The sequence below is a fragment of the Rhodococcus sp. Eu-32 genome, assembly GCF_003336925.1.
Taxonomy (GTDB): domain Bacteria; phylum Actinomycetota; class Actinomycetes; order Mycobacteriales; family Mycobacteriaceae; genus Rhodococcoides; species Rhodococcoides kyotonensis_B.
The window spans coordinates 1-22614 of sequence record NZ_QGNK01000003.1 but is presented as its reverse complement, the minus strand read 5'-3'; the positions used below and the strand labels follow the sequence as shown (position 1 = coordinate 22614).

Sequence of the window (22614 nt, the reverse complement as noted above, 5' to 3'; positions counted from 1 at the left end):
CACGGAGATTAGCCGAATTGTTGCCAGCCGAGGCGGACAACCATGCCGATGACGACGACGAGCAGTACGACGCGCACGAATCCGGCGCCGCGTGCGAGCGCCGCACGCGATCCCAGCACGGCACCGATCACGTTGCACACCGCCATCGCTGCGCCCAACTGCCACAGCACGTGTCCGGTCACGGCGAAGAACGTCAGAGCCCCGACGTTGGATCCGAGATTGAGCACCTTGGCCATCGCGGCGCTGCGCACGAACTCGGTGCCGAGCAGCGTCGCGAACGCGATGATGAAGAACGTTCCCGTGCCGGGGCCGAGAATGCCGTCGTAGAAGCCGAAGCAGCCGGCGGCGAGAAGCACGACGACGAGAATCTTCCGCGTCGTCGGCGGGCGAGCTGCGGCGACGGTTCCGATGGTCGGGCGCGTCGTCACGAGCACCGCGACACCGACGAGCGCGACCATGATGATCGGGATGAACAGGTCGCGGTCGATCAGCGACACCGCCGCGGCGCCGCCGGCAGCCGCGACCGCGGCGAGCACCGCGGCCGGCACGAGAATCTTCCAGTCGAGAGCCACCTTGCGTGCGAATGTCACGACGGCCGCGGCCGTACCGAACACGGCTGTCACCTTGTTGGTCGCGAGCGCTGCCTGAGGACTCAGCTGCGGGGCGACCAGCAGAATCGCGGGTAGCAGGATCAATCCGCCGCCGCCGACGACCGCGTCGACCCAGCCGGCGGCAGTGGCCGCCACCATCAACAATCCCCAGTCCGCCGCGGTCATATGGCCCTTGCTTGCATACGGCAAACTCAATCACATGCGGAGATTCAGCCTGTGGCTCAGGGGCAAGCCCTTCGTCGCGGACTCGCTGCTCGCAGCAATGCTCGTCGTGCTCGACGTCGTCGCGCTGGTCGCCAACGCCGAGTCGACGAATTGGGTGCTGTTCGGTGTGGTCACCTCGGCGGTCTGCACCCCGATCGCATGGCGTCGTCGGCACCCTCGAACGGTCGCGGTCGCGGTGCTCGTGGTGTCGTTGTTCGGCACGACGACCGGCGCGGCACTGGGGGAGACGACCAACCTTCATCCCTCGCTGCTCGCGCTGCCGATCATGCTGTACACGTTGGTGGCCTACGTGGGTCGGCGTGACGCGCTGTTCTATCTGATCGCGGTGATCCTGGATTCGATCCTGGCGCTGCTTCTGTTCGACGAGGACCTCATCACCAGCGTCGTGTTCGGCGCCATGATGTATGCGCTGGCGTGGATCGCGGCCGAATTCCTCGGCGCCCGGCGCGCGTACGACGAGGCCGTCGAAGCGCGCCTCGTCGTCGCCGAGTACGACCGAGATCGCCGCGCCGAGGAGGCGGTCGCCCTCGAACGGACACGCATCGCACGCGAACTGCACGACGTCATCGCCCACGGGGTGAGCGTCATGGTCGTGCAGGCCGACGGTGCGTCCTACGCGATACGCAAGGATCCCGAGCGGGCCGAACAAGCCGTCGCGAACATCTCGGCGACCGGCAGGCAGGCGCTCGCCGAACTGCGCCGGACCGTTGCCTTGCTCCGAACGACACCCCACACCGACGACATGCCGCAGTACGGCACCGCGGGTCTGGCGAAGGTGGTGGACATGATGTCCAAGGCCGGCCTCTACGTCGAACTCGAGCAGACGGGAAACCTCGACGACATCAGCCCCGCGATCAGCTTGGGAGTACATCGTGTCGTCCAGGAGTCGCTGACCAACGTGCTGCGACACGGCGGTCATGCGCCGAGAGCTCGCGTGTCGGTCGTCCGACGGGACAGCGGTGTCCACGTCGAGGTGATCAATCGCGACGTCGGACCGACTGCGAGCACGGTGCAGGGAACCGGAAACGGGCTCCTCGGCATGCGCGAACGCGTCGCCGTCCTGCAGGGGACGCTGGACGCGGGCCGTACCGACGACGGCCAGTGGGTGGTGCGTGCGGTGCTCCCACTCGAATAGACGGGAGTGGAGCCTGCGGAACTTTTCGGCCGCGGGGGATAGGTTGTCCCCTGTGCCGATCACCGTTCTCATCGTCGACGACCAGGAATTGATGCGGATGGGCCTGACGATGGTCCTCGACGCCCAGGACGACCTGTCCGTCGTGGGCGAGGCGTCGGACGGTGCGTCGGCGCTCGCGAAGGTCGACGAGTTGAAGCCGGATGTCGTGCTGATGGATGTCCGCATGCCGGGCATCGACGGCGTGACGGCGACGTCGCGCATCGTCGAGTCGAATTCCGAGGCACGTGTTCTGGTGATGACGACGTTCGATCTCGACGAGCACGTCCTCGGTGCGTTGAAGGCGGGCGCGAGCGGGTTTCTGCTCAAGGACACCCCACCGGAGGATCTCGTCTCCGCCATCCGGAGCATCGCGGGTGGCGACGCCGTCGTGTCGCCGAAAGTCACGCGGCGCCTGCTGGGACGGTTCATCTCCGGCGACACGACGCCGACTCGCGATCCGGCGATGCTCGACGCGCTGACCGACCGTGAGCGCGAGGTGCTCGGACTGCTCGCCACAGGATTGTCGAACGCCGAGATCGCCGGCAGCCTGGTGTTGTCCGAGGCGACGGTGAAGACACATGTCGGGCGTGTACTGACAAAGCTCGGTCTACGCGACCGCGTCCAGGCCGTCGTTCTGGCCTACGAAACGGGACTGGTTCGGCCGGGGGCCTAGCTGCTCGACCGAATGTCGTCCGATCCGGGAGAAAATCGGAACCTCGGTTCGTTGTCGATACAGGCAACGAAAGGAACTACCGTGTTTGCGCTCTTTCTCCTCTATGTCGTCGTCGAGGTGGCCGCACTCGTCGCGGTCGGCAGCGCGATCGGTGTGCTGTGGACCGTGCTGCTGTTGATCGCAGGTTCGGTCGTCGGGCTCGTCCTCGTACGGTCGCAGGGCCGCCGGGTCATGGAGGGTCTGCGCGCCGCCAGTCGCGGTGAACGGACGCCGGCGGGAGCGGTCGCCGACGGTGTTCTGTTCGCGGTCGGGTCGGTCGCGATGTTCGTACCAGGTCTGGTGACGACGGTGTTCGGCATCCTGTTGCTGCTGCCGGTCTCGCGGTGGGCCCTGCGGCCGCTGGTGCTGGCCGCTGCTGCCCGCTGGATGCCGAGCGTCGCGGTCGCGACGCGCAGAATGCGACCGACCGTCATCGACGGCGAGGTGATCGGTGAGACGTACGCGGGGCAGTACCCGAGCACCAGCGGGCGCATCATCGAGATCGACGGACGGGATTTCGATAAGCCGACCCGCTGAGGGCAGACTGGTCAGCCGTGAGCACCCAACTGTTTCTCGGCGGGCGGATCTACAGCGCTTCCGCTCCCGACGCCACGGCGATGGCCGTCACCGATGGAATCGTCACGTGGACAGGCGAAGACCGTACCGGCCGCGCACTTCATCCGGGTGCCGAGGAGTTCGACCTCGCGGGGGCCTTCGTCGCTCCCGCCTTCGTCGACGCACATGTTCATACGACGGCACACGGGCTGCTGCTCGGCGGGTTGGACCTGTCGGCGTCCCGGTCCCATGCTCAGTGTCTGGACGAACTCCGCCGTCACGCCGCGCGAACCGACGACGCGGTGATCTGGGGTCACGGCTTCGACGAGTCACACTGGCCGGACGGGGGAGCACCCACCACCTCCGAGCTCGACGCCATCGCCCCCGGCCGCGCCGTGTATCTGACGCGCGTCGACTCGCATTCCGCCGCGTGCTCGACGGCCCTGCGCGCGGCGTGCCCGGACCTGGCGAACGCGATCGGCTTCCACCCGGAGCTGCCGGTGACCGCTGCGGCTCATCACGTGGTTCGCGCCGCCGCTCGATCCCTGCTGACCCCCGCCGCACGTGACGCGGCCCGTCGGCGGATGCTCGACGCGGCGGCCGCAGCCGGGATCTGCGCAGTGCACGAGTGCGGTGGCCCCGACGTATCGGGTCTGGGTGACTTCACCGAACTCCTGGCCACCGAGCACGGGGTGGAGGTCCGCGGCTACTGGGGCGAAGCGGTCACCGGCGCCGCGGAGGCCCGGGACCTGCTCGCACGGACGGGTGCGCACGGACTGGCGGGCGACGTGTTCGTCGACGGTTCCCTCGGATCGCACACCGCGTGGCTCACCGACGACTACACCGACGTCCCCGGCCGAGGCACGTCGTACCTCGACGTCGACGCGATCGCTGCGCACGTCGCCGCGTGCACCGAAGTCGGTGTTCAGGCGGGATTTCACGCGATCGGAGACGCTGCGGTGACAGCCGTCGTCGACGGCTTCGCGCGTGTCGCCGCCTCGGTGGGTGGTCCAGCGCTGGCCGCGCGCGGCCACCGCGTCGAACACCTGGAGATGGTTTCCGTCGACCACGCCGCGTCGCTCGCGGCGTGGGGCGTCATCGCGAGCATGCAACCGCGGTTCGACCATCTCTGGGGAGGTGACGACGGCATGTACGCACAACGCCTCGGCGCGGACCGCGCGCGTGCACTGAATCCGCTGGCACCGTTGGCCTCCGCAGGCGTATCCCTGGCATTCGGATCCGACGCGCCGGCGACGTCGATGGACCCGTGGGCGGTACTACGCGCCGCGGTCGGTCACCACACAGCCGGTAGCGGAGTCTCGCCGCGCGCAGCGTTCGCCGCTGCCACCAGGGGCGCGTGGCGAGCAGGCGGTGTGCGCGACGGGCTGGCAGGGACGTTGACGCCGGGAGCGCCTGCCAGTTTCGCGATGTGGGACGCGCCCGAACTCGTCGTGAAGGCCCCGAAGGACGGCGTTCAGCGGTGGTCCACCGATCCGAGAGCGGGAGTGCCGCCTCTGCCGCCGCTCGAGCTGGACTCGCCGAGCCCGCGTTGCCTGCGCACCGTTCATCGCGGGCGCGTGATCCATGAAGCGTGACCCTCGGGCGATCACGAGGGTCGCCGCGTCGAGTGCTGTCTCCGTGGCGTCGGGTCTGCTGCTCTATCTGAGCTTCCCACCCCGCACGCTGTGGTTCCTGGCACCGTTTTCGATCGCATTGCTGGTCCTGGTTCTCGTCAGAGGGCGGGGAGACGGTCCACAATCGAAGAAGGCCGGTTTCGGATACGGACTGCTCGCCGGCTTGGGCTTCTTCGTTCCGTTGTTGCCGTGGATCGGTGTGTACGTCGGACCACTTCCGTGGCTCGCGCTGGCGACGGCGGAATCGGTCTTCACCGGACTGTTCGGCGTGCTCGCCGTCGTCGCGGCACGGACCCGGTGGTGGCCTCTGGCTCTCGCTCTCGTCTGGAGCCTCGTGGAGTGGGCTCGATCCAGTTTCCCGTTCGGTGGTTTTCCGTGGGGTCGCCTCGCGTTCGGACAGCCCGACGGGTGGCTTCTGCCTCTCGCGGGCGTCGGTGGCGCCCCGCTCCTGAGCTTCGGTGTCGCACTGACGGGGACCGGACTGGCCGCGGTGGCTGTCGCGCTGCTCGAGAAACGCCTTCGCGGAATCATCGTCGGCGTCTCCGTCGCCGCGAGTGCGTCGATCGTCGCCCTTGCCGTGGCACCGATGCTCATCGGGGACTCGCACGATCCGGATTCGCGCACCATCACCGTCGCGGCGATTCAGGGAAGCGTCCCGCGCCTCGGGCTCGACTTCAACGCGCAGCGTCGCGCGGTGCTGGACAACCACGTTCGCGAAACGCTGAGTCTTGCCGACGACGTGCGTGCCGGCCGCACGCCCGCGCCCGACCTCGTGGTGTGGCCGGAGAACGCGTCGGACATCGATCCGCTCCGCAACGCAGATGCGGCCACCGAGATCACCGCGGCGTCCGAGGCGGTCGGCGCGCCCATCCTCGTCGGATCCGTTCTGGTCAACGAGGATCGCACGACCACCAACTCGGTCATCGTGTGGGACGGCGCAGCAGGGCCGGGGGAGCGCCACGACAAGAAGATCATTCAGCCGTTCGGCGAATACTTGCCGTGGCGTAGCTTCTTCCGGTTGTTCTCCGAGTACGCCGATCGTGCCGGTTACTTCGTGCCGGGGACCGGCAACGGTGTCGTTCACGCGGACGGAATCACCGCCGGCATCGCGACGTGTTACGAGGTGGCATTCGATCGTGCGTTGAACGAATCCGTCCGCTCCGGTGCGGAATTCATCGCGATACCGACCAACAACGCAACCTTCGGCGATACCGAGATGACCTATCAACAACTGGCGATGTCGCGCGTACGAGCCGTGGAGCACGGCAGGTCGGTCGTCGTGGCGGCGACGAGTGGTGTCAGCGCGATCGTGTCGCCCAGCGGGGCTGTGACGCAACGGACGGAGCTGTTCGTTCCCGATGCGCTGGTCTCGGAGATCGAGCTGCGTCACGACACGACGGTCGCCACCGATCTCGGGGCGATCCCGGAGTACGTTCTCTGTTCGCTTGCAGCGATATTCGTCGTTGTCGGAGTTGCACGATCGCGCAGAACAATCCACACGACCGGTTCGGTCGGAAAAATCGACCACTAACCCCGTAACGACCGATTCGTATGGATTCGGGGTCGATTTATTCGCCGATTTTCGTATGACCACTTGGGTTGCGCGCCAGCCATTGTCGAGATCTGTAACGGTCTCCGACGTAGGCTCGATTCCTCAATAGTGATCGGCCATAAAGGGGGCGGCGCATTATTGTATGTTCTAGTTCGCGGTGTGTGTAAGCGCACATGTCCGTCGTAGGGAATGAACAGCTTCGGCCTCGGTCGGCGATTCGTTCGGTCGATCGTGGTGGAGACCTGTCGTGCACGACGCAGGTCGCGCGGTTCGTCCCGGTCGTCGATGTGCGGTCGGTGGCTCGGACACTCGGGAGGGATCTTCGGTGGAAGATTGGGTGCTCGTCGACAAGCCTGCAGAATCGCTCGTGAAACAATCCGCGAGTACGGTCATGCGACCATTGCCGTACCGAACTTCGGCGTCGCCCCGTCGGTGCGGGCCAATCCACGCCTTTGCGCGCAACGAACCACACTAAAGGCCACGTCGGGCGGACAGCCACCGCGCGACACCGGCCTCCCGGGGTGGATCTTTCAGCGCCCGTCGTCGCACGTTCGAGAACGGATCTTGCATTGACCGACCCTGCCCCGACTCCCCCTTCCTCGACCTCGCTCCAGAAAGGCGAATGAATGCGGGCCGCAGTTTCAGGCGAATCTCACAGCTCTCCACTGCACGAACAGGGTGACGCAGGTTCCGGTTTCCCGTTGTCGTCGGCGCAGCGAGGAATGTGGTTCGCGCAGCAGCTGGCTCCGTCCGTTCCGGTCTGCATCGCGCAGTACGTGGATCTGCGGGGAGATCTGGACGTGGACGTCCTGCGCCGGGCGTCGCGGGTGGCCGGGCACGAGTTCCAATCGGGATTTCTACGGTTGGTCGAGGTGGACGGCGAGCCGATCCAGATCGTCGACCATTCCATCGACGACACGATTGCAATCGTCGACTTCCGGGGCGAAACGGACCCGATGGCGTCGGCGCGTCGCTGGATCGACGAAAACTACACCGCACCAGTCGATCTGACACGTGATCGACTGGTTGCCATGTCGTTGCTGCAGGTCGAAGAAGATCGATACCTGTGGTACAGCAAGATTCACCATGTCGCGCTCGACGGCTACGGCGCCATGACGATGGTCAACCGAACCGCCGAGCTCTACACCGCCGAGGTCGAGGGCCGCGAGCCTGCACCGGCCAAAGCGGCCGATCTCCGCACGTTGTACGAGGTGGATCAGGCATACCGCTCGTCGGCACGCTTCGAAACGGATCGGCAGTACTGGGCCGATCACGTCCGCGACGTACACGACGGTGCGACGCTGGCCAACAACCCCGGCGCGACGGTTGCGGCCAGCAAGCTCGAGAGCGCGTCGCTGCCCGACGACGTGGTCGCAGCATTGGAGAACTCCGACGCGTCCAAGGGTGCCACGGCTGCGGCCGTCGTCATCGCGGCCTTCGCGTGTTATCTCTCCCGCATGACCGGGCGGGAGAACGTTCTCGTCAACATGCCTGTGTCCGCGAGAACGACTGCGACACTGCGCCGTTCGGGCGGAATGCTCGTGAACGTCGCGCCCATTGCGGTGACCGTGCCGACGCACGGGACAGTCGGCGATCTCGTCGCCCAGGTGCAGCTCGAACTGATGGGTGCGCTCCGCCACCAGCGGTTCAGCATCGAGGACATCCGCCGTGACCTGAAAAGCAACGGTATCGACAAGGCGCTGGTTGCCCCGATGGTCAACGTGATGCTGTTCCATCAGCAGATCCATCTCGGTTCGATCGTCGGCGAATTCAACATCGTCACGTCCGGCCCGGTCGACGACCTCCTGGTCAACATCTACCAGAGTGGCCATCCCGCAAAGACATTCGTCGATTTCCGCGGTAACCCGAACCGTTACGTCGACGAAGACCTTGCGCAACACCACCGTTCGTTCGTGGAGGTAGTCGCCGCCTTCGTGGCCGCGAGCCCTCACGACGACATCGACGACGTACATCCCGAGAGTGCAGCGATCGGAGCACGCCGGCGTGTCGAGCGGCAGGAGTTGCTGTACTGGCACTCCGAGCTCGCCGACCGGCCCGAGCCTGCGGGGCTTCCACTGTCCCGACCGCGTACCGCGGACGCTACGCGGGAACCACGAACACTGAGCGTGCAGCTCGGGGCCGAGTCTCACCGGGCGTTGCTGGCCTCGGCAGCACGACAGGGTTCGAGTGTCCTGGTGTCCTTGCACACCGCGGTCGCCACCGTGCTCGCACGCGTCTCCGGCGAGAACGACGTCTCGATCGGCGCGCGAACCCCGTACACAGCAGGGAACACCGTGGTTCTGCGGAGTTCCGTCGACCCGAGCGAGTCGTTCTCGTCTCTGTCGCAGCGGCTGCGCGGCATCGATTCCGCGGCGCTCGCTCACAGCCACGTGACCTTCGCCGACGTCGCCCGCGAGGTCGCCACCGACGACGCCGCACTGTTCCGCATCGTCCTCGCGCACTCCTGCACTGCTCGGCTGACCGACTTCGACGGCGTCGATCTCGTAGTCGAAACCACCGAGAACGTCGATGCACTCGGAGCGCCGGCAGGCATCTCCGTCGACGTGCAGTACGACGCGGCTGTTCTGGACGAGGAGGTCGTGCGCGGCCACGCCGAACGGCTTCTCCGCATCCTGAATGTGGCCGCCGAGAACAGCGACGCCGTCGTCGGCGACATCGACGTGCTGTCGGAGTCCGAGCGCGCGGCGTTGGTGCCGGTGCGTGGTGGAGCGTCGGTCGGCGAGCGATTGTTGCCGGAGATTCTGTGCGGTGCGGTCGATGGCGCGGGCGTCGACGCGGCGGCGCTCGTGTCGAGTGACAGGACGATGTCGTACGGGGAGTTGGATGCGGCGTCGACGCGGTTGGCGCGTCTGTTGATTTCGCGTGGTGTGGGTCCCGGTTCGTTCGTGGCGTTGGCGTTGTCGCGCTCGGTCGAGTCGGTCGTGTCGGTGTGGGCGGTGGCGAAGGCCGGTGCTGCGTTCCTGCCGGTGGATCCGTCGTATCCGGTGGACCGGATCGCGCACATGCTCACCGATTCGGGTGCGGCGTTCGGCATTACCATCGACGCTCACCGCACTACCCTGACCGAGGTCGGTCCGTCCGTAAGTTGGACGATTCTCGACGATGAGCAGGTCGTATCCGCGCTCGCCACCCATTCCGACAGCCCGATCACCGACACGGAACGGGTACATCCGCTCACGCTTCACGACGCCGCCTACCTGATCTACACGTCCGGTTCGACGGGCGTGCCGAAGGGCGTCGTCGTGACGCACCGCGGCCTCTCCGACATGGCCGAACTCGAGCGCGTCCGATTCGAGGTGTCGCCGCGTTCTCGGACGCTCGCGTTCGCTTCGACGAGTTTCGACGCCTCGGTTCTGGAACTTCTTCTCGCCTTCTCCGGTGCCGCGACGATGGTGATCGCGCCGACGGATGTGTACGGCGGCCCCGAGTTGGCGTCGTTGCTGCTCGAACAGCATGTGACGCACGCGTTCATCACGCCGGCCGCGTTGGCGTCTGTGGATCCGACGGGCCTGGACGAGCTGAGAGTTGTCGCGACCGGTGGTGAAGCGTGCGGTCCCGAACTGGTCGAGCGGTGGGCGCCGGGCCGACAGATGTTCAACGCCTACGGCCCGACCGAAGCGACCGTGTTCTCGTCGGTGAGTTCCGCGCTCGAACCGGGGAAGCAGGTCGACATCGGCTCGCCGATCACGGGCTCGGTACAGCTGGTTCTGGACGAGCGTCTGCAGCCCGTTCCGGTGGGTGTCGCGGGTGAGCTCTATCTGAGCGGGCCTGCTCTGGCGCGTGGCTATCATGCGCGGGCCGGATTGACGTCGGAGCGGTTCGTCGCTGCGCCGTTCGGTGTGGGCGGCGAGCGGATGTACCGCACCGGAGACGTGGTGCGGTGGAACGCCTCCGGTGCACTCGAGTACGTCGGGCGCTCCGACTTCCAGGTCAAGGTGCGCGGGTTCCGCATCGAGCTGGGCGAGATCGATGCGGTCATCGCATCGGCCGCCGACGTGGAATTCGTTGCGACGCTCGGTGTTTCGGGACCCGCAGGGTCGACGGCGTTGGCGTCCTACCTCGTTCCGATCCCGGGCTCGACGATCGACGTCGAAAGCCTACGCGCACAGATGGTCTCGGCATTGCCGTCGCACATGGTGCCGTCGGCCTTCGTGCTGCTCGATTCCATTCCACTCACGCCGGCAGGCAAGCTCGATCGCCGTGCACTCCCGGAACCGGAGTTCGGACGAACCACCGAGTTCCGCGCCCCGGTGACCGACACGCAACGACGCATCGCCGACGTGTTCGCCGAACTCCTGGACGGCAGGCGCGTCGGAATCGACGACAGCTTCTTCGACCTGGGCGGAAACTCCCTGGTCGCCACCCGCGTCGTCGCCAGGTTGAACGCCGAACTGGGCACCGGACTGCGCGTTCTCGACCTGTTCGAAGCTCCGACCATCGAGGCCCTGTCCGCCCGCGCGGAGACCTCGGTCGGCCACGATGCACGCCCCGCGTTGGTGCGGATGGACCGCCCGGATCGAGTTCCGTTGTCGCAGGCGCAGCAGCGGATGTGGTTCATCAACCAGTTCGACACGTCGTCACCCGCCTACAACATTCCGCTCGCGGTCCGCATGAAGGGCGCGGTCGACGTGTCCGCGTTGGAAACGGCCGTCGCCGACGTGGTCGCTCGACACGAGTCGCTGAGAACCGTGTTCCCGGTGGCCGACGAGATCCCGCATCAGAACGTTCTTCCCGTCGACTCGCCCGAAGTCGTCGCCGCGGCAGGATCGTTGTCCGTGACCGACGTGGACGTTGCACAGGTGGCCGATCGCATCGCGGCCGATGCGGGTCTCGGTTTCGATGTGACGGTGGATGTTCCGTTCCGCGCTCGGTTGTATCGGGTTGCGGTGGACGAGTTCGTGTTGGCGATCGTGGTGCATCACATTGCTGCCGACGGTGCGTCGATGGCGCCGTTGGCTGCCGATGTGATGGTGGCGTATTCGGCTCGGGTGAACGGTGAGTCGCCGTATTGGGAGCCGTTGCCGGTGCAGTATGCCGATTACACGTTGTGGCAGCGTGCGTTGCTCGGTGACGAGGACGATCCGGCGTCGGTGATGTCGTCGCAGTTGGCGTTCTGGTCGCGTGAGCTGTCCGATCTTCCGGATCTGCTGCCGCTGCCGATCGACCGCCCGCGCCCGCCTCAGCAATCGGTACTCGGTGCCACCACCGAGTTCGAGATTCCGAGCGATCTCCGACATGCGTTGGCGCAGTTGGCATCGGAGCACGACGCCACCCTGTTCATGGTCGTTCATTCGGCTCTTGCGCTGCTGCTGTCGCGGCTCAGTGGTACCGACGACATCGCCATCGGCACTCCGATCGCCGGTCGCGGAGAAGCAGGACTGGACAAGCTCGTCGGCATGTTCGTCGGCACCCTCGTGCTGCGCACGGAGGTCTCACCGCACGTGAGCTTCACCGACCTGCTCGCACGCACGCGTGCCGCCGATCTCGCCGCGTTCGACAACACCGACGTACCGTTCGAGAAGTTGGTAGACACAGTGGCGACCACACGGTCGACCGACCATTCGCCGCTGTTCCAGGTACTGCTCGAGTTCCAGAACAACGAACGCGCGCATCTCGAATTACCCGGCTTGGCAGTGTCTTTCGAGGAGATCCCGACGGGGACGACGAAGTTCGACCTGCAGTTGCGCGTCGACGAAGCGCCGACCGAAACCGGTGCTTCGCGCGCGAACTTCACGTACTCGACGGAACTGTTCGACGCGTCCACCGTCGACAGCTTCGTCGACAGGTTCCTGCGCCTTCTCCGATCGATCTGCGAGGCGCCGACGGCGTCGCTGCACGAACTCGAGATGCTGTCGGCAGCCGAACGCACCACCGTGCTCGAGGCTTGGAACGCCACCGATCATCCGCTGCCCGCCGCCGTCGGTGACGATCCGACGCTCGTGAGCCTCTTCGATCTGCAGGTCGCGCGAAGCCCGTACTCGATCGCTCTGGTGTTCGACGACGAGCACGTCACGTACCGCGAATTCGACGATCGCTCGAATCAACTTGCGCGCCACCTAGTGTCGTTGGGCGTCGGCCCCGAGACGCACGTCGGTCTCGCTGTTCGCCGCTCGACCGATCTGCTCGTCGGAATGTATGCCATCCTCAAAGCCGGTGGTGCCTACGTCCCGATCGACCCCGACCACCCGGTCGATCGTTCCGCGTACGTCATCGACAGCGCGGATCCGATCTGCATCGTCACGACCAGCCGTGACTGGATCAACGTTCCCGTCGAGACCCCCGTTCTCGCGCTGGACCTGATCGATGTCTCCGATCGCGACACAGCTGCACTGACGAATCGAGACCGCACCGCCGACCTCACCGGCGCCAACACCGCGTACGTCATCTACACGTCGGGGTCGACGGGCCGCCCGAAGGGCGTCGCCGTCACGCACGGCGCGATTGCCAACCGTTTGCTGTGGATGCAGAACGAGTATCACCTCGAGCCGTCGGACAACGTGCTGCAGAAGACGCCTGCGACGTTCGACGTGTCGGTGTGGGAATTCTTCTGGCCGCTCCAGGTAGGCGCCAAGCTGGTCATCGCCGAGCCCGACGGCCACCGAGATCCGGGCTACCTGTCGCGGACGATCTCTCGCGAGCGCATCACGACCGTGCACTTCGTGCCGTCGATGCTGTCGGTCTTCACCGAGGGGGCAGACGCCGACGACTGCGCATCGCTGCGCTTGGTCTTCTGCAGTGGCGAAGCTTTGCCGCCCGCGACGGTGGCAGCGTTCTCGCAGTTCGCGAGCGCCGAGCTCCACAACCTCTACGGCCCGACCGAGGCAGCCGTCGACGTCACTCACTATCATTGCGCCGCAGACGATCTCACAGTCGTTCCGATCGGTTCACCGGTGTGGAACACGCAGGTGTACGTGCTCGACGGTTCGCTGAAGCCCGCACCGGTCGGATCGCCGGGAGAGTTGTATCTCGCCGGTGTCCAGCTCGCGCGTGGCTACGTCGGACGCGGCGACCTCACCGCGGACCGGTTCGTCGCCGATCCGTTCGGCAGCAGCGGATCTCGACTCTATCGAACCGGCGACCTCGTGCGGTGGCGTGCGGACGGCAACCTCGAGTACATCGGGCGTACCGATTTCCAAGTGAAGCTACGCGGGCTCCGCATCGAACTGCCCGAGATCGAGGCCGCTCTGCTGCGGCACGATACCGTGGCGCAGGCCGTCGCTCTGGTGCACAGCGATGCGGTGACGGGGGAGCACCTGCTCGCCTACGTCGTTCCGACCCGCGACACCGAGTTCGACGCCTCCGCGGTCACGGCAGCAGTCGCGACGTCGCTTCCGGCGTACATGGTCCCGTCGATCGTCGTCGAACTCGACGCATTCCCGCTCAATGCGAGCGGCAAGCTCGATCGTAAGTTGCTGCCGGAGCCCGAGTTCGGGACTCTCGACACCGACGTCGTCTCACCCGAGAATCCGATCGAGGAAATCATCGCGGCCGAGGTCGCCGACCTGCTCGGCGTGCCGATGGTGGGTGTGACGCACAACTTCTTCGAGGCCGGTGGCAACTCACTGGTCGCGATGAGGCTCGTCGCCCGAATCAATGCGTCGCTCGGATCGAATCTGACGGTGCGCGATCTGTTCGATGCGCCGACAGTGCGTGGTCTCGCTGCCGTCGTCGAGTCGCAGGAACATCGGACCGAAGCCCGTCCGGCGCTGGTGCCGATGGAACGAGGCGATACGGTTCCGCTTTCCCTTGCACAGCAACGTATGTGGTTCATCAACCAGTACGACACGTCCTCGTCCGCGTACAACGTCGCCTTCGCGATGCGAATGACGGGAGCGCTGGACGTCGACGCGGTACGCGCGGCCGTTGCCGACGTCGTCGAGCGGCACGAATCGCTGCGTACGGTGTTCCCGCTGACCGACGACGGACCGGTTCAGTCGATTCTCGAAGCGCAGCAGGTGCTTTCGGACCTCGAGCCGGTGGACGCCGAGTCCGAGGGCGACGCGCTGCGCATCGTAGCCGAGGTCACGAGCGAGGGCTTCGACGTCGCGGCGGCCGTTCCGGTGCGCGCACAGTTGCTGCGCCTCGGTCCCGACGAACACGTGTTGGCCTTCGTCGTCCACCATATTTCGTCCGACGGCTTCTCCACCGCGCCGCTCGCGCGCGACCTCATCGTCGCGTACAGCGCCCGGGTACACGGCCATGCGCCGAACATCGAACCGCTCCCGGTCCAGTACGCCGACTACGCACTGTGGCAGCGCGCCTTCCTGGGGTCCGAGGAGGACCCGGAGTCGTTGATGTCGACTCAGTTGGCGTTCTGGGTGGACACGTTGTCCGGGGCGCCCGAGGTGCTCGAATTGCCGCTGGATCGTCCGCGGCCGAGTGACCCGTCGTTCCGTGGCGCGAAGCTCGGGTTCGATTTCGATGCCGAACTGCACGGTCGGATGGCGTCGCTCGCGTCGTCGCGTGACTCCAGCGTGTTCATGATCGTGCATGCGGCACTGGGCATTCTGTTGTCCGCGCTGTCGGGATCCGAGGATATCTCGGTCGGAACGCCGATCTCCGGTCGCGGCGACGCGGCGCTCGACGACGTCGTCGGTATGTTCGTCAACACGCTGGTGTTGCGCACCCGGATCGAGTCGTCCACCTCGTTCCAGGACCTGCTCGACGCCGTGCGCAGTACGGACCTCGAGGCGTTCACGCACGCCGACGTACCGTTCGAGCGCGTCGTGGACCGCCTCGATCCGGTGCGTACGCCTGCGTACACACCGCTGTTCCAGGTGATGCTCGAGTTCCAGCACACCGCACGCCCCAACATCACCCTGCCGAATCTCGATGTCGAAGCCATGGATCTCGTCGACGACATCGCGAACTTCGATCTGCAGCTGACCATTTCGGAGGCGTTCGACGTCTCGGGTCAGCCGGCGGGAATCACGGCGTCGTTCCGTTACGCGACGGACCTGTTCGACGAGGCTTCGGTCGCCGAGTTCGCGACCCGATACGAGGCAGTACTCCGCGCTGTCACCGCCGACCCCACCGTGGCCGTGGGCGACATCGACATGTTGACCGCCACCGAGCGCACCGCGCTGGCTCCCGTACGCGGTGCGGCGGCGTTGCCCGAGCGGTTGCTCCCCGACATCCTGTCCGACGCCGTTTCTGCGGCCGGGACGGATTCTGCAGCAATCGAATTCGAGGACGTCGTCGTGTCCTACGGCGAACTCGACGCTCGCTCCTCACAACTGGCCCGCCTTCTGATCGATCGCGGCGTCGGTCCGGATACTTTCGTCGCACTCGCGCTGCCGCGCTCGGTCGACACCATCGTCGCGATGTGGGCGACGGCGAAAGCAGGCGCCGCCTTCCTGCCCGTCGACCCGACGTATCCGACGGACCGTATCCGTCACATGCTCGTCGACTCCGCGGCGCCCATCGGACTCACGACACCCGAACATGCCGACGCGCTCGGTGAACTGACGTCGGCCGACGACACGCACCGCACCACGTGGCTCGTCCTCGGCGACGACGAGTCGACCGCCGACGTCTCGGCCCGGTCGACGGCGCCCGTCGTCGACGCGGACCGCACGAGACCACTCCGACTCGACGACGCCGCGTACCTCATCTACACCTCGGGATCGACCGGCGTGCCCAAGGGCGTCGTCGTCACTCACCGTGGACTCGCCAACCTCGCGGCAGAGGAGAACCGGCGATTTCGCGTCGTTCCCGGTTCTCGGACGCTCGCGTTCGCATCGCCGAGTTTCGACGCGTCGATTCTCGAATTCATGCTGGCCTTCGGTAGCGCCGCAACGATGGTCGTCGCACCGCCGAGTCTCTACGGTGGACCCGAACTGTCACGGTTGTTGGACGACAAGAGGGTCACACACGCGTTCGTCACGCCTGCCGCCCTCGCGTCGGTCGATCCGACCGGCCTCCGGCATCTCGACGTCATCGCCACGGGCGGCGACGCGTGCTCACCGGAACTGGTGGAGCGGTGGGCGCCCGGCCGGTCGATGTTCAACGCGTACGGGCCGACCGAGGGCACGATCTTCTCGTCGATCTCCGACGAGCTGCATCCCGGTATGCCCGTCGACATCGGCGCTCCGACCATCGGATTCGCCGAGGTGGTGCTCGATCGGCGGATGAATCCGGTTCCGGTCGGGGTGCCCGGCGAGCTGTACCTCGCCGGGCCTGCGCTGGCACGCGGCTATCACGGCCGACAGGTGTTGACGAGCGAGCGGTTCGTCGCGAATCCGTTCGCGACCGACGGCTCTCGGATGTACCGGACGGGCGACGTCGTGCGGTGGACGCGATCCGGCGCGCTCGAATTCGTCGGTCGCAGCGACTCCCAGGTCAAGGTGCGCGGATTCCGCATCGAACTCGGAGAGATCGACAGCGTGCTGGCTACGCATCCGACGGTCGATTTCGTGACGACGGTCGGAGCGACGGGCCCGGCGGGCAACACCATTCTGGTGGCGTACGTCCTGCCTATCGCCGGTTCGTCGGTCGACACCCGCGTTCTGCGCGATCACGTCGCCGAATCACTTCCGAGCCACATGATTCCGGCCGCATTCGTCGAACTCGAATCGATTCCGCTGACGCCCGCGGGCAAGTTGGATCGGCGGGCACTGCCCGCGCCGACGTTCGACACGCGTTCCGAATCCTCACGTGAGGCAAGCACTCCCGTCGAGAAGCATCTCGCCGAACTGTTCGCAGAGGTGCTGCGTCTCGATCACGTGGGCATCGACGAGTCGTTCTTCGCACTCGGCGGCGACAGCATCATGTCGATCCAGCTGGTCTCGCGTGCGAAAGCTGCGGGCATCGTCCTGTCTCCGCGAGACGTGTTCGAGCGCAAGACAGTTGCTGCGCTCGCCGAAGTCGCTCTGTCCGGTGCGGACGAGGCCGTCGCGGTCCTCGAGGAGCTCCCCGGCGGAGGCGTCGGCGACGTACCGCTCACACCGATCGTCTCCTGGATGATCGAACGCACACCGGTTTTCGACCGACACACCCAGACTGCGTTGCTGACGCTGCCTCGAGGAATCGATCGCGTCACGCTCGAAGGAACGATCCAGGCGATCGTCGACCACCACGACATGCTGCGCGGCCGCCTCCGTGAGATCGACGGTGCGTGGACCATGGACGTGCAGCCGGTGGGATCGGTGACCGCCGCGGACATTCTGCACCATGCGGACGTGGAATCGACAACGCCTGCAGCCGAACTGGATCGGGCGGCACACCTGCTCGATCCGGCCGCCGGTTCGATGATTCGTTTCGTCTGGTTGGATTCCGCCGAACCCCGGCTGCTGATCGTCGCGCATCACCTCGTCGTTGACGGTGTGTCGTGGCGAATCCTGGTGCCCGACATGGGGACTGCGTGGTCGCAGATCGTTGCGGGCGAGACGCCGACGCTTCTACCGGTGGGAACGTCGATGCGCCGGTGGGCGCACGGCCTCGTCGAGGTCAGCGTCGATCGTCGACGCGAGCTCGACCTGTGGCAGCACACGCTGTCGGGCCAGGATCCGCTCGTCGGATCGCGTCCGTTGGACTCCACGGTCGACGTCCACGACACGGTCGACAAGGTCGAAGTCGAACTTCCGACCGACGTCACCGACGACCTGCTGACGACCATCCCCGAAGCGTTCCACGGCAGCGTCAACGACGGGCTGATGGCGGCGCTCGCGCTCGCGGTGGCCGCATGGCGTCGAGATCGCGGCATCGAGACACCCGATTCGCTGATCAGCCTCGAGGGCCACGGCCGTGAGGATCAGGTCGTGCCCGGTGCGGACCTGGCCAGGACCGTCGGCTGGTTCACCACGATCTTCCCGGTCCGAATCGCGATGACGGACATCGACATCGACGACGCGTTGGACGGAGGCGCGGATGCGGGCCGACTGATCAAGGCCGTCAAGGAGAGGCTGCTCGCCGTACCCGATCACGGAATCGGATACGGCATGCTTCGCTACCTCGACGAGGAGTCCGCCGCGGCCCTGTCCAGTTACGCGGCGCCGCAGATCAGCTTCAACTATCTCGGCCGCTACAGCTCGGCGGTCCCCGAGAACCTGCGCGACGTCGGTTGGTTGCCGGTGGACAGCGACGAGATCGGCGACGTCCAGAATCCCGAATTGCCCGTCGCCGCGGCCCTGGACATCAACGCGGTCACGACGACGACCCACGACGGCGAGGCACGCCTGAAGGCAACGTTCGCCTTCCCGACCGGGGTGTTGGAACGCGACGACGTCGACAGCCTCGGTGCGCTGTGGGTGCGTGCGCTGACGGCGTTCGCGCACCACGCGCGTCGTACGGGTTCCGGCGGATTCACGCCGTCCGATCTCGACCTCGTCCAGCTCGACCAGGCTGCCATCGACGACGTGGAGGCGCGCTATCCGGGAGCGGTCGACATCTGGTCGATGTCCCCGCTGCAGGCAGGTCTGCTGTTCCACGCCGAACTGTCCGACCAGTCCGTGGATGCCTACCTGGTGCAGTTGATCATGACGCTGACGGGGTCGGTCGACGAGGCACGCTTCCGTGCGGCGACGCGGAAGCTTCTCGATCGGCACGCGAACCTGCGTACTGCGTTCGTGCACAACATCGAGGGCGATTCGGTGCAGGTCGTCTCCGGACGCGTCGACGTGCCGTGGACGTCGATCGATCTGACCTCGTTGCCCGACGACGAACGCGACGCCGAACTCGATCGCCTTCTGGCGGCCGATCGCGGACGGCGTTTCAACATGGCCGAAGCACCGCTCCTGCGGTTCATGCTCATCGCGGTCACCGAGACGGAGTGGCGTCTGGTTCTCACCAACCACCACATTCTGATCGACGGCTGGTCGACGCCGCTGCTGGTGCGAGAACTGTTGACGCTGTACGCAACCGACGGCGACGACTCCGTGCTTCCGAGGGTGCCCGCGTACCGCGAGTATCTGACGTGGATGAGCCGCCGGAACACCGAGGCCGCCCGTGACGCATGGCGTTCCGCGTTGGCAGGGCTGTCCGAGCCGACGCTGCTCACCCCCGTCGAGAGCCGCAGGCAGGAATCGACTCTCGCCGCGCGCAAGCTGACCTCCCTGACGACGGAGGACACCGAACGACTCAGGACGTTCGCGCGAGTCCACGGTGTCACCCTGAACACCCTGGTCCAGGCGGCATGGGGAACCGTCCTCGCGTCGCTGACGGGGCGCGACGACGTCCTCTTCGGCGCGACGGTCTCGGGCCGGCCGCCGGAAATCAACGACATCGAGTCCATGGTCGGTCTCTTCATCAACACGCTGCCGGTCCGCGTCACGATCGATCCGCGAGAAAGCCTTGGAGACTTCATCTCTCGGCTGCAGAGCGAACAGGCGAGCCTGCTCGATCACCACTATCTCGGCCTGACCGAGATTCAGCGCATCGTCGGACCCGTCGTCGCATTCGATTCGCTGACGGTGTTCGAGTCCTACCCGATGGACCGCGCGGGCCTGACGACCGAGACCGACATCGTCGGGATGCGCGTCGCGAACATCGTCGACGGCAGCGATACCGCGCAGTATCCGATGACGCTCGTGGCGATGGTGGACGATCGTCTGCACATCGAGGCGAAGTATCTGCCGGAATTGTTCGCATCGTCGGCAGTCGACGCCATCGTCGGTCGCATCGGACGCGTGATGCATGCGTTCGCCACGACACCCGACCTGCTGATGGGCAAGCTCGATCTGCTGTCGGAGTCCGAGCGTGCGGCGTTGGTGCCGGTGCGGGGTGGCCTGCCGGTCACGGAGCGGTTGTTGCCGGAGATTCTGTCCGGTGCGGTCGATGTCGCGGGCGTCGACGCGGCGGCGCTCGTGTCGAGCGACAGGACCATGTCGTACGGGGAGTTGGATGCGGCGTCGACGCGGTTGGCGCGTCTGCTGATCTCGCGTGGTGTGGGTCCCGGATCGTTCGTGGCGTTGGCGGTGTCTCGGTCGGTCGAGTCGGTCGTGTCGGTGTGGGCGGTGGCGAAGGCCGGTGCTGCGTTCCTGCCGGTGGATCCGTCGTATCCGGTGGACCGGATCGCGCACATGCTCACCGACTCCGGTGTCGGCGTGGGCGTTACCGTGTCGGCACATCGCTCCGTGTTGGGCGACGCCGCGACAACAGTCGACTGGGTACTCCTCGACGACAACGAGATCGGGGCGACGCTCGCAGCGTTGCCCGACACCCCGGTCACCGACGCCGACAGGACCTGCCGACTCCGGCCGTCCCACGCCGCGTATCTCATCTACACGTCCGGTTCGACGGGTGTGCCGAAGGGCGTCGTGGTGACGCACACGGGCCTGAAGAACTTCGCCGAGGAGGAGCGCAGGCGCTTCGAGGTCACGGCCGATTCTCGGGTGCTGGCGTTCGCGTCTCCGAGCTTCGACGCCAGTGTGCTCGAGCTGCTGTTCGCCTACGGCAGCGGAGCGACGCTGGTCGTCGCGCCGACCGACGTGTACGGCGGCGCGGAACTGGCGTCGTTCGTGGCGGAACACCGTGTGACGCATGCGTTCATCACGCCTGCCGCGTTGGCGTCGGTGGATCCGACGGGTCTGGACGAGCTGAGAGTCGTCGCGACCGGTGGTGAAGCGTGCGGTCCCGAACTGGTCGAGCGGTGGGCGCCGGGCCGAAAGATGTTCAACGCCTACGGACCAACCGAGGCGACGGTCGTCGCTGTTCTCAGCAACGAGATGCACCCCGGTGTCCCGGTGGAGATCGGAAGCCCCGTCCTCGGGTCCGCGGTCGTCGTCCTCGATGCGCGACTGCAGCCGGTTCCGGTCGGAGTCGCGGGTGAGTTGTACCTCGCCGGACCAGGATTGGCTCGCGGGTATCACGATCGCGCCGTACTCACATCCGAACGATTCGTCGCGGCACCGTTCGGTGTACCGGGCGAACGGATGTACCGCACCGGAGACGTGGTGCGGTGGAACGATTCCGGCGCGCTCGAATACGTCGGCCGCTCCGACTTTCAGGTCAAGATTCGCGGATTCCGCATCGAGCTGGGCGAGATCGATGCGGTCATCGCCACGGTTCCCGGCGTGGAATTCGTTGCCACACTCGGCGTTCCGGGGCCCGCCGGTTCGACCGTGCTCGTGTCGTACCTGATGCCGGTGCCGGGTGCCGTGATCGACGTCGACGACGTGCGTCTGAAGGCCGCCTCGGCGTTGCCGTCGCACATGGTTCCGGCGGCGTTCGTGCTGCTCGACTCCATTCCACTGACCCCTGCCGGCAAGCTCGATCGCCGGGCGCTGCCCACACCGGATCTCCGCAGCGGGGGAGAGCGTCGCGAACCTGTCTCCGACGCAGAGATCACCGTCGCTCAGGTGTTCGGCGAGGTGCTGGGTATCGACGACGTCGGACTCGACGACAACTTCTTCGAACTCGGCGGTGATTCGCTGAGTGCGACGCGTGTGACGGCGCGAGTCAACAGTGCGCTCGGCACGAACATCAGCGTGCGCGCGCTGTTCGAGACCCCGACCGTCGAGATGTTGGCCGCACGGACGGGCCGACTCGCCGCGGTCGACTCTCGGCCGGCGCTGGTTCCGATGACCCGCCCGGATCGAATTCCGTTGTCGCAGGCGCAGCAGCGGATGTGGTTCATCAACCAGTTCGACACGTCGTCGCCTGCGTACAACATTCCGCTTGCGGTGCGACTGACAGGCGTCGTGGATGTCGACGCCTTGAACGCGGCCATCGCCGATGTCCTCGTGCGTCACGAGTCGTTGCGCACGACGTTCCCGTCGGACGGCGAGGCTCCGCGTCAATCGATCCACGACGCGCGGTCGACGCTCGTGTCGCTCGTGCCCGTGGACGTGGAGGCGTCGACGTTGTTCGAGCGCATCGCGTCCGATGCGGGTCTCGGTTTCGATGTGACGGTGGATGTTCCGTTCCGTGGTCGGTTGTATCGGGTTGCGGTGGACGAGTTCGTGTTGGCGATCGTGGTGCATCACATTGCTGCCGACGGTGCGTCGATGGCGCCGTTGGCTGCCGATGTGATGGTGGCGTATTCGGCTCGGGTGAACGGTGAGTCGCCGTATTGGGAGCCGTTGCCGGTGCAGTATGCCGATTACACGTTGTGGCAGCGTGCGTTGCTCGGTGACGAGGACGATCCGGCGTCGGTGATGTCGTCGCAGTTGGCGTTCTGGTCGCGTGAGCTG

Annotated in this window: 7 protein-coding genes; 6 read left to right on the top strand and 1 reads right to left on the bottom strand. The window is 66.2% G+C overall.

Going from position 1 to position 22614, the window contains the following annotated elements; all coding sequences use genetic code 11:
* Positions 1 to 8: 8 nt before the first annotated feature.
* Complete coding sequence (locus tag DK926_RS05230; RefSeq protein ID WP_114329418.1) at positions 9 to 776, bottom strand: TSUP family transporter; 768 nt, start codon at positions 774 to 776, stop codon at positions 9 to 11.
* 34 nt (positions 777 to 810) lie between these two features.
* On the opposite strand from DK926_RS05230, the gene DK926_RS05225 reads away from it, so the two are divergent.
* From DK926_RS05225 to DK926_RS05200, 6 genes are all read left to right on the top strand, one after another.
* Complete coding sequence (locus DK926_RS05225; RefSeq protein ID WP_114329698.1) at positions 811 to 1971, top strand: histidine kinase; 1161 nt, start codon at positions 811 to 813, stop codon at positions 1969 to 1971.
* Positions 1972 to 2023: 52 nt separating this feature from the next.
* Positions 2024 to 2683 carry a response regulator transcription factor gene (locus DK926_RS05220; RefSeq protein ID WP_068424091.1) on the top strand — a complete coding sequence of 220 codons (660 nt, stop codon included), beginning with the start codon at positions 2024 to 2026 and terminating at the stop codon, positions 2681 to 2683.
* Positions 2684 to 2764: 81 nt separating this feature from the next.
* Positions 2765 to 3259 (top strand): FxsA family protein, encoded by a 495-nt coding sequence (locus DK926_RS05215; protein WP_068425850.1) that lies wholly within the window; start codon positions 2765 to 2767, stop codon positions 3257 to 3259.
* 17 nt (positions 3260 to 3276) lie between these two features.
* On the top strand, positions 3277 to 4872 hold the full coding sequence (locus tag DK926_RS05210; RefSeq protein ID WP_243636661.1) for an amidohydrolase family protein: 1596 nt from the start codon (positions 3277 to 3279) through the stop codon (positions 4870 to 4872).
* Complete coding sequence (lnt, locus tag DK926_RS05205; RefSeq protein ID WP_114329414.1) at positions 4862 to 6442, top strand: apolipoprotein N-acyltransferase; 1581 nt, start codon at positions 4862 to 4864, stop codon at positions 6440 to 6442. Before DK926_RS05210 ends, lnt begins: the two co-directional genes overlap by 11 nt.
* A gap of 647 nt (positions 6443 to 7089) precedes the next feature.
* The coding region (locus DK926_RS05200) for a non-ribosomal peptide synthetase (RefSeq protein ID WP_114329412.1) at positions 7090 to 22614 on the top strand (15525 nt) is incomplete at its 3' end.

What these genes read in the sequence shown, in the direction of transcription:
- DK926_RS05230 (WP_114329418.1), bottom strand. Translation starts at nt 776, where the DNA reads ATGACCGCGGCGGACTGGGGATTGTTGATGGTGGCGGCCACTGCCGCC.
- DK926_RS05225 (WP_114329698.1), top strand. Translation starts at nt 811, where the DNA reads ATGCGGAGATTCAGCCTGTGGCTCAGGGGCAAGCCCTTCGTCGCGGAC.
- lnt (WP_114329414.1), top strand. Translation starts at nt 4,862, where the DNA reads ATGAAGCGTGACCCTCGGGCGATCACGAGGGTCGCCGCGTCGAGTGCT.